The 13,813-nt window shown below is 69.7% G+C and carries 10 protein-coding genes; 5 read left to right on the top strand and 5 right to left on the bottom strand.

The features are described 5' to 3' along the window. Positions 1-15 precede the first annotated feature (15 nt). On the bottom strand, positions 16-819 hold the full coding sequence (hutG, locus tag ABE487_RS01030; RefSeq protein ID WP_346450981.1) for an N-formylglutamate deformylase: 804 nt from the start codon (positions 817-819) through the stop codon (positions 16-18). Between the two features lie 38 nt (positions 820-857). Beyond that, positions 858-3,623, bottom strand: coding sequence for a TonB-dependent receptor (locus tag ABE487_RS01025; RefSeq protein WP_346450979.1), 2,766 nt, complete (start codon positions 3,621-3,623; stop codon positions 858-860). A gap of 356 nt (positions 3,624-3,979) precedes the next feature. Between ABE487_RS01025 and ABE487_RS01020 the strand changes: the two genes are divergently transcribed. The 5 genes from ABE487_RS01020 to ABE487_RS01000 all read left to right on the top strand — a co-directional run bounded on the left by ABE487_RS01020 (position 3,980) and on the right by ABE487_RS01000 (position 9,956). Further along, a complete protein-coding gene (locus tag ABE487_RS01020) occupies positions 3,980-5,074 on the top strand; it encodes a LacI family DNA-binding transcriptional regulator (protein WP_346450977.1) in 1,095 nt (364 codons plus the stop codon). Beyond that, positions 5,071-8,436: a GH92 family glycosyl hydrolase gene (locus ABE487_RS01015; RefSeq protein ID WP_346450975.1), complete on the top strand. Its 3,366-nt coding sequence runs from the start codon at positions 5,071-5,073 to the stop codon at positions 8,434-8,436. The genes ABE487_RS01020 and ABE487_RS01015 overlap by 4 nt, the downstream gene beginning before the upstream one ends. Further along, on the top strand, positions 8,433-9,155 hold the full coding sequence (locus ABE487_RS01010; RefSeq protein ID WP_346448886.1) for a basic secretory protein-like protein: 723 nt from the start codon (positions 8,433-8,435) through the stop codon (positions 9,153-9,155). Before ABE487_RS01015 ends, ABE487_RS01010 begins: the two co-directional genes overlap by 4 nt. A gap of 91 nt (positions 9,156-9,246) precedes the next feature. After that, positions 9,247-9,477, top strand: coding sequence for a hypothetical protein (locus ABE487_RS01005; protein WP_346443723.1), 231 nt, complete (start codon positions 9,247-9,249; stop codon positions 9,475-9,477). Beyond that, positions 9,474-9,956 carry a TA system VapC family ribonuclease toxin gene (locus tag ABE487_RS01000; RefSeq protein WP_346448885.1) on the top strand — a complete coding sequence of 161 codons (483 nt, stop codon included), beginning with the start codon at positions 9,474-9,476 and terminating at the stop codon, positions 9,954-9,956. Before ABE487_RS01005 ends, ABE487_RS01000 begins: the two co-directional genes overlap by 4 nt. Before the next feature lie 20 nt (positions 9,957-9,976). On the opposite strand, the gene gorA is transcribed toward ABE487_RS01000, so the two are convergent. The 3 genes from gorA to ABE487_RS00985 are packed head-to-tail and all read right to left on the bottom strand — an operon-like array spanning position 9,977 to position 13,802. Further along, on the bottom strand, positions 9,977-11,356 hold the full coding sequence (gene gorA, locus ABE487_RS00995) for a glutathione-disulfide reductase (protein ID WP_346450973.1): 1,380 nt from the start codon (positions 11,354-11,356) through the stop codon (positions 9,977-9,979). After that, positions 11,353-12,600: an FAD-dependent oxidoreductase gene (locus ABE487_RS00990; protein WP_346450971.1), complete on the bottom strand. Its 1,248-nt coding sequence runs from the start codon at positions 12,598-12,600 to the stop codon at positions 11,353-11,355. Before ABE487_RS00990 ends, gorA begins: the two co-directional genes overlap by 4 nt. Next, positions 12,597-13,802: a DUF418 domain-containing protein gene (locus tag ABE487_RS00985; RefSeq protein WP_346452856.1), complete on the bottom strand. Its 1,206-nt coding sequence runs from the start codon at positions 13,800-13,802 to the stop codon at positions 12,597-12,599. The genes ABE487_RS00990 and ABE487_RS00985 overlap by 4 nt, the downstream gene beginning before the upstream one ends. Positions 13,803-13,813: the final 11 nt, after the last annotated feature.

The raw sequence follows: 13,813 nt of genomic DNA, 5'->3' as shown, positions 1-13,813 counted from the left end.
CGAATCTGCCAAGCGTCAGCCGGTTAGACTGCCCTGCGCGTGGGCGATCGCGGTCTGAAGCAGGCGCTGCAGCAGTGGCTGCAGCGCTGCGGCCCGGGCCGCGTCCCAGGCGAAGCTGGCCTCGTCCATGTAGCAGCGCTGGCTGATTTCCAACTGGACCGCTTCGATGCCCTCGTCGGGCGCCGCGTAATGCCGGGTGATGTAGCCGCCGCGGAAACGGCCGTTGGCGACCCATTCGTAGTCCGCCTGTCCCTCGAGCAATCCCGAAATCCGCGCTTCGAGCGCCAGGCTGCAACTGCTGCCACCGGCGGTGCCGAGGTTGAGATCGGGCAGGCGCCCGTCGAACAGGAACGGCAGGGTGCCGCGAATCGAGTGCCCTTCCCACAGCACCACCCGGCGATGGCGGGCGCGCAGACGAGCGAGTTCGTCGCGCAAGGCAGCATGGTAGGGCCGCCAGTAGCGGTCGACCCGCTCGGCGATCTCGCCCTCGTCTGGCGCGGCCCCGTCCAAGTAGACCGGCCCGCCGTCGAAACGCACCTGCGGGCACAGTCCGGTGGTGTTCTGTCCCGGGTACAGCGACGTGTCGTCCTCGGGTCGGTTGAGGTCGATCACATAGCGCGAGTAGCGCGGGACCAGGATCGAGGCGCCGAGTGCGCGCGCGAAGGCGTACAGCCGGGACACGTGCCAGTCGGTATCCGGCACGGCCCGGGCCTCGGGGGTGAGGCGCTGTGCGAGGTCGTCGGGCAGCCGGGTGCCGTCATGCGGCAGGCTGACCAGCAGCGGCGCGGTGCCGCGATGGAGTTCGAGGATATCGGCCATGGCCCATTGTAGGGCCCCCGCGCCGTCGCCATCGCGCACTAGAGATCCATCGACCATTCCATCTGCAGCGAACGCCCCAGGGCGTTGTAGAGCCCGCGGTCGTAGAACGGCCAGTTGCCGTTGGTGCGGTCCACCGGCGGCTTGCGGTTGGCGATGTTGTTGACCGAGAACAGCACGCCGTAACGCTCGCCGAAGCGGTAAGAGACACTGCCGTTGAAGGTCGTCCACGGGCCGATGTCGCGGGCGCGGCCGGCCGCGTTCCAACTGCGCGCATTGCGCACGCCCCACAACGTCGCGGCGAGCGGGCCGCGGTTCCAGGCGACGCTGGCGGTGGTGCGGTGCTGCAGCTCGTTGGAGTTGGCGCAGCACAGCAGATCCTCGACTGGATCGTCGGCCTGCGGCTGGCGGTCATGACTGAGCGTGCGGTAGTAGCCCAGGTCGACATCGAAGTCGCCGACGCTGCCGGCAGTCCAGCGATAGCGTGCCGCCGCTTGCACACCGGTCTGACGCTGGCGCGCGAGATTGATCGGATACGTCCGGACCTCGGCAACGCCGTTGGGATCGACCGGATCACTGCCCGGGCGCCGCTGGACCTGGGCGATCACGTCGCGACAGGTCGGCGAATCGATGTCGTAGCGGGTCTGCCCGTTCTCCGACACGCCCAGCCGGCAGTTGGCTTCCAGTTCCAGGATATCGGCGATACCCAGCAGTTCGACCTCGTCCTCGATCTCGATGGCGTTGTAGTCGAGCGACATCGTGAACGCATTGCCCGGCGTCGACCACACCACGCCATAGGTGAACGTCCGGGCGGTGATGTCGCGCAGGTCGCGATTGCCCTGCCCCAGATGCCGGGTGGACTGGTCGGACTGCGGGCATGCGTCGTAGTCGTCGACGCCATAACCCGCCTGCCGGCAGCGGTAGTAGTCGGTGGTGCTGGTGAACCCGCTGGTCTCCGACGCATAGAGATAGAACATGTCCGGCGAGCGGAACGCGGTGGCGTAGCTGCCGCGCAGCAGCAGGGTGTCCAGCGGACGGAACTCCAGACCGGCCTTCCAGGTCGGCTTGCCGTTGCCGCCCCCTCCGTCGAGCGCGTACTTGTCGTAGCGCCCCGAAAGGTTGATGTCGAAGTTGCTGGTCACCGGCACCTGGAACTCGACACCGGCCGCGTACAGGTCACGCTCGCCGCGGGCGATCGTGCCGCCGCCGGCATTGCGGAACAGGTCGCGCGCATCGGCCGACTGCGAACGGTTGGAGAAGCGCTCGCGCTGGCCCTGCACGATCGCCGCAAAGCCCACGGGCCCGGCAGGCAGCGTGAACAGCTCGGCATGGGTGAGCAGCGCCGTGCCCCCCTGGTTCCAGGCGGTGGATTTGGCGCGGTTGATCGCGCTCCAGGCGTCGTAGTGTTCCGGCGTGATCGGCCGATACAGCGCTGCCTCGTCGGGTGCATGGATCGGATACCCGGCGGCGTCCACGCCCAGCTTCGGGCCGAGGTAGTGGTCGTCGACGCCGTTGCGGGCGAGGAAATCGGTGGCCTTGCGGATGGCGCCGGTGCCCGAACGGTTGAGATACACGTCGTAGTCGAAGCCGCTGTCGCCCAGCGTGCCGCGCACGCCAGCCGCGATGTTGTAGCTGCGGGTGTAGACACGCTGGTCCTTGGCGTGCAGCCCCACTTCCTCGGGGGCGAAGATGCGCTGCCACTGTTCATAGCGGCCGGTGGTCTGGTTGTAGAAACTCTGGTTCCACGACGGGCTGCCGCCGGTGTAGGTCGGTCGGCTGTAGCTGAGCAGCACATCGGTATAGAACACGGCGTGCTCGCCGAGCGCGCGGCGCAGGAACAGGCTGCCGCTGGCGCTTTCGCTCTCGCTGAGCAGCGAGGCCGTGCCGACGTTGCGCAGGCTGCCGCAGTAGCGGCCGCCACCGTCGATGTCGCGCAACGCGTACTCGGTGCTGCCCCCGTAGAGGTACGACAGTGGCGCGCAGGCCGCCGCGCCGGGGTCGATGTAGCCCGTCGCCCCGGCGGTCAGATCCTGGCGCAGGAACGTGCGCGCCGGATCGACCGGGCCGGTCGGGTTGTCGGCGGCGCTGTCGGTGGCGTCGCGCTCGAAGGCGTAGATCGGTTCTTGCCGCTCGTACTGCAGGCCGTAGCTGACATCCCAGTCGCCGAGCGCATGGCCCATGCTGAACTGCAGCCGGTGATTCTCGCCGCCGCCGTCGCTGTAGCCGCCGATGCGATAGCGCGCATGCGCGCCCTCGATGCGGTCCTTGAGCACGATGTTGACCACGCCAGCGATCGCCGCCGAGCCGTAGACCGACGATTGCCCGCCAGTCAGCACATCGACCCGCTCGACCATGCCCATCGGGATGTTGGCGATGTCGACGATGCTGGTGTTGCCGTTGTAGCCCAGTGGGTAGCTGTTGACGGGCCGGCCGTTGATCAGCGTGAGCGTGTAGCTGGGCGACAGACCGAACAGGCTCACGGTCTTGGCGCCGGGCGTGTAGGTCCCGGTGCTCTGTGCGTCCTGGACGGGCCCGCTGGACTGCGGCAACGCGCGCAATGCGTCGAACAGATTGGTGAAGCCCTGCTGCTCCATCTGCTCGGCGGTGATCGTGGTGACCGGGGACGGCCCTTCGATCTGCGCACGTGGAATCAGCGATCCGGTGACCCGGATCGCATCGATATCGGTGGGCTGGCCGGAAGGCCGGGCCACATCCGACGGCGCGGCCGGCGGTGCGGTGGTCTGGGCGGACACGGCGCCCGACACCAATGCCGCGGCGATCAACATCGACAAGGGACTGCTGCGCATCTGATCTCTCCCATCAGGACGTGAGGCACGCCCGGCGTGCGGCCGGCGTGTCGTGGCACCGCAGTGCCGAATGGTTCGCATATCGCCCGCCTCGGCCCCAGAAGCACCGGCGGCGAGCGCTTGACCGAACGACGCCGCCCCCTCGGCTTCGCTCCGCTGATCGATTTAATCGTTTCAATTAAGCGTGTCACGCTGCACTGCGGCAAGCATGCTGGCCACTGCCGCCGTCCCGGCGTCGCGCGACCGCAACCACCAAACGCATCGAATCCAATGGGGCTGACGCGAATGTTGCAGCGCGGTTTGCCAAGCCCGGGGATTTTCTGCAGGATCGATGCCACCCTTAAATCGATCCAGACATGACCCGATCCGAAACGCGTCGACGGGTGACCCTGGCCGACATCGCGCGCGCCTGCGGTGTGTCGCCGGCCACCGTCTCCTTGGTGCTCAGCGGCAGTCCGGTGGTCGCAGCCCGGACCCGGCAACGCGTCGAAGCGGAGATCCGCCGCCAGGGCTACGTCTACAACCGCAGCGCTGCCAACCTGCGCCGAAAGACCTCCACCAGCGTTGCCCTGGTCGTCAACGATCTATCGAACCCTTTCGTGGCGGAGTTCGCCGCTGGCGTGGACGAAGCGCTGGCCGGCGCCGGCTGCGTGATGCTGCTGGGCAGCAGCGGCGAGTCGGTCGAGCGCCAGCGCGCGGTGCTGGCGTCGCTGATCGAGCACGGCCCGGCCGGGGTCATCCTGACGCCCGCCGATGGGACGCGCGCCGACGATCTGCGGCCGGTCGTCGGGCTGCACACGCCTGTGCTGTTGTTCAACCGCGAGGTGGCCGACGGCGACTGGGACTACCTGGGCGCCGACAACGCGACCGGCGCACGCCTGGCCACCGAGCACCTGCTGGCGCAAGGCCACCGGCGCATCGCGTTCTTCGGCGGCAGCCGCACATCGAGTTCGTTCCGCCAACGCGCCGACGGCTACCGCGCTGCGCTCGCCCAGGCCGGGGTTGCGCTCGAGCCGCAGTGGATCGTCGAGTGCCCACCCACGCGGATCGCGGCAAGCCTGGCGACAGCGGCGCTGTTCGCACGCGATCCCGCGCCGACCGCGGTGGTGGCCTACAACGATGGCGTCGCTTTCGGACTGATGATGGGCCTGCGCGCGCGCAACATTGCGCCAGGCCGCGATTTCGCGATCACCGGCTTCGATGACACGCCCGAGGCCTGCGCCCAGGTGCCGGCGCTCACGACGCTGGCCACCGGCCCACGCGCGCTCGGACGGCAGGCGGTGGACATGGTCCTCGAGCGCGGCCGCGCACCCGATGCGCCGCGGTGCACGACGATCGCGCCGGTGCATCTGGTCGAGCGCGACAGTTCGCTGACCTACGCGCATGCGCCTGGCGGACAGCGCGACCGCACGGCGCGTCCTCCCACTCGCGACCGGAGCACCCCGGCATGACCCCACGCCTCTCGACGCGCACGCTGCTGGCGTGCGCGCTCGCCGCCGCCGCTTCCATGCTTCCCGCGCAGGCGCAAGACGCCGCCGGGTTCGCCACTTCGTTCGAAACCGAAGACCCCCAACCGACGATGGAGGCGACCGGCGCGCTCGCCGTACGCGTGGGTGACGGTCCCCAGGCCCCCTACGCCGCGCGTTCCGGTGTCGGCTACAGCGGTCTTAAGGCACTGCGCTACGAGGCCGCGGCGCCTGGTCGTCAGCGGCTGTTCGACGTCGACATCGCCGTCGAGCCGGACACCGAACTGTCGTGGCTGGTGCTGCCGGAGATCGTCGACGGCGATACCGACGCATCGACATGGGTCTCGCTGGATCTGCTGCTCGACGACGGCAGCCGGTTGTCTGCCGGCGACGCGCGCGATCAGCACGGCGTGAGGATCGGCGCGCCCGCGCAGGGCGCATCGAAATCGCTGTATCCACAGCAATGGGCGCGCAAGGCGGTGCGCCTGGGCGACGTGGCCGGATTGCGCGGCCGGCGCGTGGTTGCGATCGAGCTCGACGTGCAACCGCCGGGCGGCACCGTTGCGCGCGGCTGGATCGACGACATCGCACTGGCGCAGGTGCCGCGCCAGACACGGGCGCATCCCAGCGACTGGGTACTGACCACGCGTGGTACCCAGTCCAACGGCCGCTTCTCGCGCGGCAACAACGTTCCTGCGACTGCGGTACCGCACGGCTTCAACTTCTGGACGCCGGTGACCGATGCGGGGGTGCTGAACTGGCTCTATCGCTGGAACGAACAGAACGACGCGGCCAACCGGCCGCGACTGCAGGCGCTGGCGCTCAGTCACCAGACCAGCCCCTGGATGGGCGACCGCCAAACCTTCCAGTTCATGCCCTCCAGCGATCGCGGCGTGCCCGAAGCCGATCGCCGGACGCGTGCCCTGGCGTTCGACCGCAAGACCGAGACCGCGCGGCCGCACCTGTACCGGGTGCGCTTCGACAATGGCATCGAGGCGGCACTGGCGCCGACCGACCACGCAGCCGTATTCGAGTTCGCTTTTCCCGCCAACGGCGATGCGAACCTGCTCTTGGACAACGTCGATGCGCGCGGCGGGCTGGAACTCGACGCTGAGACCGGGACACTGACCGGCTACACCGACGTGCGCAGCGGCCTGTCCACCGGCGCGACGCGCATGTTCGTGGTCGCCCGCTTCGATACGCCGTGGCGCGACAGCGGCGTCATCGACACCGGCCGGCCCACCGGCTACATCAAGTTCGCCGGCGACGGCGCGCGCACGGTACGCATGCACGTCGCGACCTCGCTGATCTCGGTCGAGCAGGCCTGGCACAACCTGGCACTGGAGATGGGCGAGTCCGACACCGTTGCCAGCGTATCGGAGCGCGCCCGTGCGCGATGGGATGCATTGCTGGGCCGCTTCGAGGTCGAAGGCGCCAGCGACGACCAGCGCACGACGCTCTATTCCAATCTGTACCGGCTGTTCCTGTATCCCAACAGCGGCGCAGAGAACGCCGGCAGCACGACCCAGCCCGACTGGCGTTATGCCAGCCAGATGAGCAGCGCCGACGACAACGCCCAGGGCAACGCCCGGCGTACCTTCGCGCCGGTGCGCGACGGCCGGATCGTGATCAACAACGGGCTGTGGGACACGTTCCGCACTGCGTGGCCGGCCTACACGCTGTTCGCGGCCGACAACGCCGGTGCACTGGTCGATGGCTTTCTCGATCAATACCGCGCCGGCGGCTGGCTGGCGCGCTGGTCGTCGCCCGGCTACGCCGACCTGATGGTGGGCACCAGCACCGATGTCGCCTTCGCCGATGCCTGGCGCAAGGGCGTGGCGGGGTTCGATCCGGCGCTGGCCTACGAGGCCGCGCTCAAGAACGCGACCGTGGTCCCGCCCAGCCGTCACGTCGGGCGCAAGGGCATGGCCGAGGCGACCTTCCGCGGCTATGCCGACACCCGCGTGCCCGAGGGCATGTCGTGGACGATGGAGGGTGCGCTCAACGACTTCGGCATCGCCGGCATGGCCCAGGCGCTGGCCGACCGCGCCGAGACACCGCAGTCCCGACAGCGCTACGACGAGGAAGCCGAGTATTTCCGCTACCGCGCGGCCGCCTATGCGCACCTGTTCGACCGGCAGGCCGGGTTCTTCCAGGGCCGCGATGCCAGTGGCGCGTGGCGCGTGCCGTCGGCGCAGTACGACCCGCGCGTCTGGGGCCACGACTACACCGAGTCCAACGGCTGGACGTTCGCGTTCACCGCGCCGCACGACGGCAACGGGCTGGCTGCGCTCTATGGTGGCCGCCAGGCCCTGGCGGCCAAGCTCGACGCGTTCTTCGCCACGCCCGAGACGGCGGACCCGACGTTGGTCGGTTCCTATGGCGGCGTGATCCACGAGATGACCGAGGCCCGCGACGTGCGCCTGGGCATGTACGCGCACAGCAACCAGCCCGCGCACCACATTCCGTGGATGTATCTCTATGCCGGGCAGCCCTGGAAGACCCAGCGGATCGTGCGCGAAGTGCTGTCGCGGCTGTACCTGGGCAGCGAGATCGGCCAGGGCTACCCCGGCGACGAGGACAACGGCGAGATGTCGGCCTGGTATCTGTTCGCATCGCTCGGCCTGTACCCGCTGCGCATGGGCGCGCCCGAGTATGTGATCGGTTCGCCGCTGTTCGAACGCGCCCGCGTGCGCCTGGGCGAAGGCAGGACGCTGGAGGTCCGTGCCATCGACTACGCGCCGGAGCATGTCTACGTGCAATCGCTGACCGTCAACGGGCGCCCCTGGCACCGCACGTGGATCCCACACGAGATCATCGCGGCCGGCGCCACGCTGGAATTCCATATGGGACCCGAGCCCTCGACCTGGGGCAGCCGGCCGGAAGACGCGCCGCCCTCGCTGACGCCTGTCGGCCAGGCACCGTCGACGCTGGCCGACCTGGCGGTCGCGGGCGCGCGCGCCACGGTGGCCGGCGAGGAGGCAGGCATCCTGATCGATGACGATGGCACCAGCGGCCTGTGGCTGCGTGGCGACGACACCGCGGTCGAGGTCGCGCTGCCGCAGCCTGGCCGCGCACGCTTCTACACGTTGACCTCCGGCGAACGCACGATCCGGGACGCGGACTGGACGCTCGAGGCGCGTCGCGGCGACGGCCCGTGGCGCACGATCGACACCCGCCAGGCCCAGACCTTCGAATGGCCGCGCCAGACGCGCCCGTTCCGCATTCAGACGCCTGGCGACTTCGATACCTACCGCGTGCGCTTCTCGGCGCCCGGTCGCCTGCAATTGGCTGAACTCGAACTGCTCGCCCCCTTCACCCCCGTCCCGCTGGAGACCCGCCGATGACCCGCCCTGCCCGTCTGCTCCCGCTGCTGTGCCTGCTGCCGCTCGCCACGGCTGCGGCAATGGAGACCACGATCGAGCGCGACGGCGTGACGCTCGTCTACCGCGACGCGACCGATGCGCTCGATGCCGGCATGCGCGACCGCATCGTCGACACGTTCTTCTCGACCTATGCGCGCCAGCGCGCGGACTTCAACCCCGCAGCGGCCGATGCTGTCGACATCGTCATCGACCCGGACTACGACGGCGTCGCCTTCGTCGACAACAAGGGCCAGGCGACGATGACGATCAACCCGGCCTGGCTCATCGAGCGCCCTGGCGATGTCGATCTGGTGACCCACGAAGCCATGCACATCGTCCAGTCCTATCCCGGCTACGGCGATGGCGCGCCGGTGTGGCTGACCGAAGGCATCGCCGACTATGCACGCGATCGTTACGGCCTGGACAACGCCGCCAGCGGTTGGGCGCTCCCGGACACCGTCGCCGACGAGCACCGCTACGACACCGGCTACCGGGTCAGCGGCGCATTCCTCAAATGGGCCGACACTGCGCACCCGGGCTTGGTGCACAAGCTCGATGCCGCGCTTCGGGCGGGGGCCTACACGGCCGACACCTGGGCCGCGCTGACAGGCGAGACGATCGACGCGACCTGGACCCGTTATGCGCAGGCGCGCGCTGGCGAGCGCGACGCGAAGTCGCTGCCGCGCGCCCGACGCCTCTGAGACCACGAGTTCGGCACCGCAACGAGCCGTCCATTTGCGTAATGATGCGTGATGCGCGATGCTTGATGCGGTCCATCATGGAGCGCCACCTATGCGCACGACCCTGTCACTCGACGACGATATCCTCGCCGCGGCCCGCGCGTTGGCCCAGGCGCAGGGGCGTAGCCTTGGGGAGGTGGTGTCCGACTTGGTCCGCAAGGGCCTGACGCCGGCCGCACCACCGCCGCGTTATCGCAACGGGATTCCGCTGCTGCCGGCCCGGCCTGGCGCCGAGCGGGCAACACTCGAGCTGGTGAATCGCCTCCGCGACGAGGCGCCATGACACCGCATCGCGTGGAAGAGCGCGCGCCCGGCTGGCCGCCGGGTGCGCCGGTGCACCTACTCGACGTCAACGTGCTGCTGGCGTTGCTCGACCCCCTCCACGCACACCACGACCGCGCCCACGACTGGTTCGCACAGGAAGGCGCGCAAGGCTGGGCGTCGTGCCCGATCACCCAGAACGGTGCCCTGCGGATCATGTCCAACCCGCGCTATGCCAACCCGGCCGATTCGGTCACCGAGGCGGCGCAGGTGCTGGCCGGTCTGTGCGCGCATCCGGGGCATCGCTTCTGGCCCGATGCGCTGAGCCTGCTCGATGCGCCGCACGTCGCGCACGACCGGCTGCTGACCTCAGGCCAGGTCACCGATACCTACCTGTTGGCACTCGCCGTCCAGATGGGCGGCCGCCTGGCCAGCTTCGATCGCCGCTTGGTGGCCGATGCAGTCCGCGGTGGTGCGCAGGCGCTGCATCTGCTGCCCTGAGCGATCGAGCGGCGCACCGGTCAGCGCATCAGCACCACTTCCTCGGCGCTGGTGGGATGGATGGCAACGGTGTCGTGGAAGTCGTCCAGCGTGGCGCCCATCTTCAGCGCGACCGCGAAACCCTGCAGGATCTCGTCGGCGGCATCGCCGAGCAGGTGCAGGCCGACCACACGACGCGCCTCGCCCACGCAGATCAGCTTGAACAGGCTGCACTGCGAGGTATCGGCCAGCGCCTCGATCATCGGGCGGAAGCGGCTGGTGTACACGTGCACGTCGTCGCCATGCCGTTCGCGCGCCTGGGCCTCGGTCAGGCCGACCATCGCCAGCGGCGGGTGCGAGAAGATCGCACTGGGCACGTTCTCCGCATCGAGGCGCGCATCGGGCCGGCCGCCGAACAAGCGGTCGCACAGCCGGCGCGCAGCCGCGATCGCGACCGGCGTGAGCGCCGGACCACAGCCGCAGATATCGCCCACCGCATGTACGCCCGGCGCGGGCGTGTCCTGGAACGCATCGACCGGCAGGTGGCCCTGCGGGTCGGGCACGATGCCCACGCGCTCCAGGCCCAGGTCGTCGGTGTTGGGCCGCCGCCCGGTCGCGAACAGGACCTGGTCGTAGTCGGCGAGCCGCTCGTCACCATCGGTCTCGATCGCAATCCGACCGTCGGCCTGCCGCTGCAGGGCCTGTGAGGCCACCCCCAGGCGCAGCACGATCCCCTGCTGGGTGTAGTTGTCCTGCAACTGGGCGACCAGCTCGGGCTCGGCCTGGCGCAACAGCCGGCCGTCGCGCACGACCAGATCCACCTGGCTGCCCAGCGCCTGCAGCACGCCGGCCAGTTCGACCGCGACGTAGCCGCCACCGATGACCGCCACGCGCGCCGGCGCCTGCGTCCAGTGGAAGAAATCGTCCGACACCACGCCCAGCGATGCGCCGGGAATCTGCGGGACGATCGGGCGCGATCCAGTCGCAAGCACGATGTGGGGGGCGCGCAGCAACGCGCCGTCGGCCGTCTCCACCGCGCCTTCCCCCGCCAGCCGGCCACGCGTGGGCAGCAGCAACACGCCGTCGCGATCGAGCCGCCGGCGATAGCTGGCGTGGATGCCGTGGATGTAACGCTGGCGATCGGTCAGAAAGCATGGCCAGTCGAAGGCCGGACGGCCACCGCGCGGCAAGTCGTATCCCAGCCGCGCGGCATGGCCGATGCGCAAACCCAGATTGGCGGCCAGCCACATCGCCTTCTTGGGCACGCAGCCGACGTTGACGCAGGTGCCGCCCAGGTCTCCCGGTTCGAGCAGTGCGACCCGCCGGCCGTACTCGGCAGCCCGAAAGGCCGCGGCGAGCCCGCCGGACCCGCCGCCCACGACGATCAGATCGAATGCGAGCGCATCGCCGGACGCGCTCATGCAAACCTCGCCGGCGCGAAGGGGGCCGGGTCGAAGCCGGGCGGTGTTCCGCAGATCAGGTCGCGGATCAGGTGGGCAGTGGCGACACTCATGCTGATGCCGAGCATGCCATGCCCGGTCGCCATCCAGGTGTGACGATGCCCGGGCGCGGCACCGATCAGCGGCAGGTCATCGACACAGACTGGGCGCAAGCCCGTCCACGTCTCCTCGCGCCGCGGCGACGCCGGCAGATGCAGATACTCGGCGGCCGCGTGTTCGATCGCATCGATCCGAACGCGATTGAGGCTGCGGTCGTAGCCGGCGAACTCCATCGTGCCGCCCAGCCGCAGGCCGGCGTCCCAGACCGTCACGAACACGCTGCGTTCGTGTAACACCATCGACCGTCGGGGCGCGGACGCCGGACGTGCGTAGGTCATCGAGTAGCCCTTGCCCGGCTGTACCGGCACGCGCAGCCGCAGCCCACGCGCGACGCCGGGCGACCAGGCCCCGGCGGCCAGCAGCAGATCGCGGCCGACGAAGTCGCCGCGCGAGGTCGCCACATGCACGCCCTCGGCGGTTTCCTCGGCCGACAGTACCTCGCAGTGTTCTTCCAGCGTACCGCCCGCCGCGCGGAACGCCGCGGCCAACCCGGCGACATACGCATCGGGCCGCAGGCGTGCATCGCCCGGAAAGCGCACGACGCCGGCAACGCCTTCGCGCAACGCCGGCTCCTCGCACAGCGCGCGCGGGCCGTCGATCTGCTCCAGCGTCAGGCCCAGCCCGCGCAGTACGCGCGCCTCCGCCTCGAAGGCATCGAACTGCGCGCGATCACGATAGACGTAGTCGATCCCGGTCGCTGCGAACTCGCACGCGATACCGTGATCGGCGAGCCAGTCCGGGAAGGCCGCGCGCGAGGCCTGCAGGATCGCGGCCCGCGCGCGTGTGGCGTGCTGCCAGTCACGGCGGTTGCAGCGCAGTGCGAACCCCGCCAGCCAGGCCCACAGCGCGGGATCGAAACGCGGTGCGATGCGCAGCGGCGCATCGCTGGCGAACATCCAGCGCAACGCACGCGCGATCGCACCCGGCGCCGCCAGCGGTGCGGCATGACTGGGTGTGATCGTGCCGCAGTTGCCGTGCGAGCTGCCGCAGCCCGCCGTGCCTGCCTCGAGCACCCGCACCCCGCGCCCGGCTTCGACCAGCGCCAGCCCGCAAGCGAGGCCGACCGCGCCGCCGCCGACGATCAATACGTCGTCGCGAGGGCTCATGCCACCTGGTAGGCGCGCCGCCACGCCGGCCGGTGGCCGTAGGTCGCCCAGCGCCACAGCCATTCCACCGGCCCGTGTCGATGCCGCGCCAGCCAGACCGGGCTGATCGCAAGCTGCAGCGCGAACACCACCAGCACCAGGCCGGTCTGCGCTGCGCGCCCAAGTTCGCCCCAAAGGCCAGCGCCGTAGCCGTAGAACAGTAGCGAACACACCAGCGATTGCGCGAGGTAGTGCGTCAACGCCATGCGCCCGGCGGGCGCGAAGACGCGCAGCGCCCGCTGCCCGGACGCCGACGTCCAGGCCAGCACCAGCAGAGCGACATAGGCCAGCGACATCGGCAGCGACCCGAGCAGCATCAAGCCCGTCGACAACGCAGCGCGCGGCGCGAGCGGACTGTCGAACGACGTGCCCAGCCACACGCCCAGGCCCGTGAACAGCACCGCGGGCGGCGTCACCCAGGCCAGCAGCCGCCACCAGAAGCTGCGGTGCCGGGCAGGTGCGCGCAGCCAGCCGCCGCGCAGCAACCAGCTGCCGACCAAGAACACGCCGGCGATCATCGGCACCTGGAACAACTGACTCTGCAGCCCCAGTTGCAGATAGTCGGACACACGCCGTTGGGTGATCTCAGCGAAGCTGCCGGTCGGGTAGATGCGCTCGGCAGCTTCGCGCCCCGACGCAAGCGCGCCCGCAAGATCGGCCAGCATCGATTCGGGCACCAGCGCCAGCAGCGCGGCGTTGGCCAGATAGAACGCCCCGACGCCGCCATACAGCGCCAGCCCGACGGCGAGCTGCCAGCGCGGCGCAATCTCGCGCATCGCCAGCAGCAACAATCCGGCGATCGCATAGCTGTGCAGGATGTCGCCCCACCACATCAGCGTGATATGCAGCAGGCCGAAGGCCAGCAGGACCGCTTGGCGACGCAGGACCACCGGCGCGACCGGATGCCCCGAGGCGGCGATGCGCGCGCTCATGAGCGCAAAGCCCATGCCGAACAGCAGCGAGAACATCGTCCAGAACTTGCCGGCGACGAAGACGTGGACGCTCCAGGCGACCGCCCAGTCCAAACCGCTGGCCTCGGGCGCGATGCCCGCACCCATCTCCTGCATCGGCCGCGAGAACCCTTCGATGTTCATCGCGAACACGCCCAGCAGCGCGACGCCGCGCAGGGCGTCGAGGATCTCCATCCGCTCGATAGCGGGCACCGGGCCCAGAA

This window comes from Luteimonas sp. TWI596 (genome assembly GCF_039674105.1).
Lineage (GTDB): Bacteria > Pseudomonadota > Gammaproteobacteria > Xanthomonadales > Xanthomonadaceae > Luteimonas.
Note: the sequence above shows the minus strand (reverse complement) of the source record. Positions and strands in the feature narration are given on the sequence as shown.

Coding starts and splice junctions, on each gene's coding strand:
- ABE487_RS01005 (WP_346443723.1), top strand. CDS start 9,247: ATGCGCACGACCCTGTCACTCGACGACGATATCCTCGCCGCGGCCCGC.
- ABE487_RS01020 (WP_346450977.1), top strand. CDS start 3,980: ATGACCCGATCCGAAACGCGTCGACGGGTGACCCTGGCCGACATCGCG.
- gorA (WP_346450973.1), bottom strand. CDS start 11,356: ATGAGCGCGTCCGGCGATGCGCTCGCATTCGATCTGATCGTCGTGGGC.
- ABE487_RS01010 (WP_346448886.1), top strand. CDS start 8,433: ATGACCCGCCCTGCCCGTCTGCTCCCGCTGCTGTGCCTGCTGCCGCTC.
- ABE487_RS01015 (WP_346450975.1), top strand. CDS start 5,071: ATGACCCCACGCCTCTCGACGCGCACGCTGCTGGCGTGCGCGCTCGCC.
- ABE487_RS01025 (WP_346450979.1), bottom strand. CDS start 3,623: ATGCGCAGCAGTCCCTTGTCGATGTTGATCGCCGCGGCATTGGTGTCG.
- ABE487_RS00990 (WP_346450971.1), bottom strand. CDS start 12,600: ATGAGCCCTCGCGACGACGTATTGATCGTCGGCGGCGGCGCGGTCGGC.
- hutG (WP_346450981.1), bottom strand. CDS start 819: ATGGCCGATATCCTCGAACTCCATCGCGGCACCGCGCCGCTGCTGGTC.
- ABE487_RS01000 (WP_346448885.1), top strand. CDS start 9,474: ATGACACCGCATCGCGTGGAAGAGCGCGCGCCCGGCTGGCCGCCGGGT.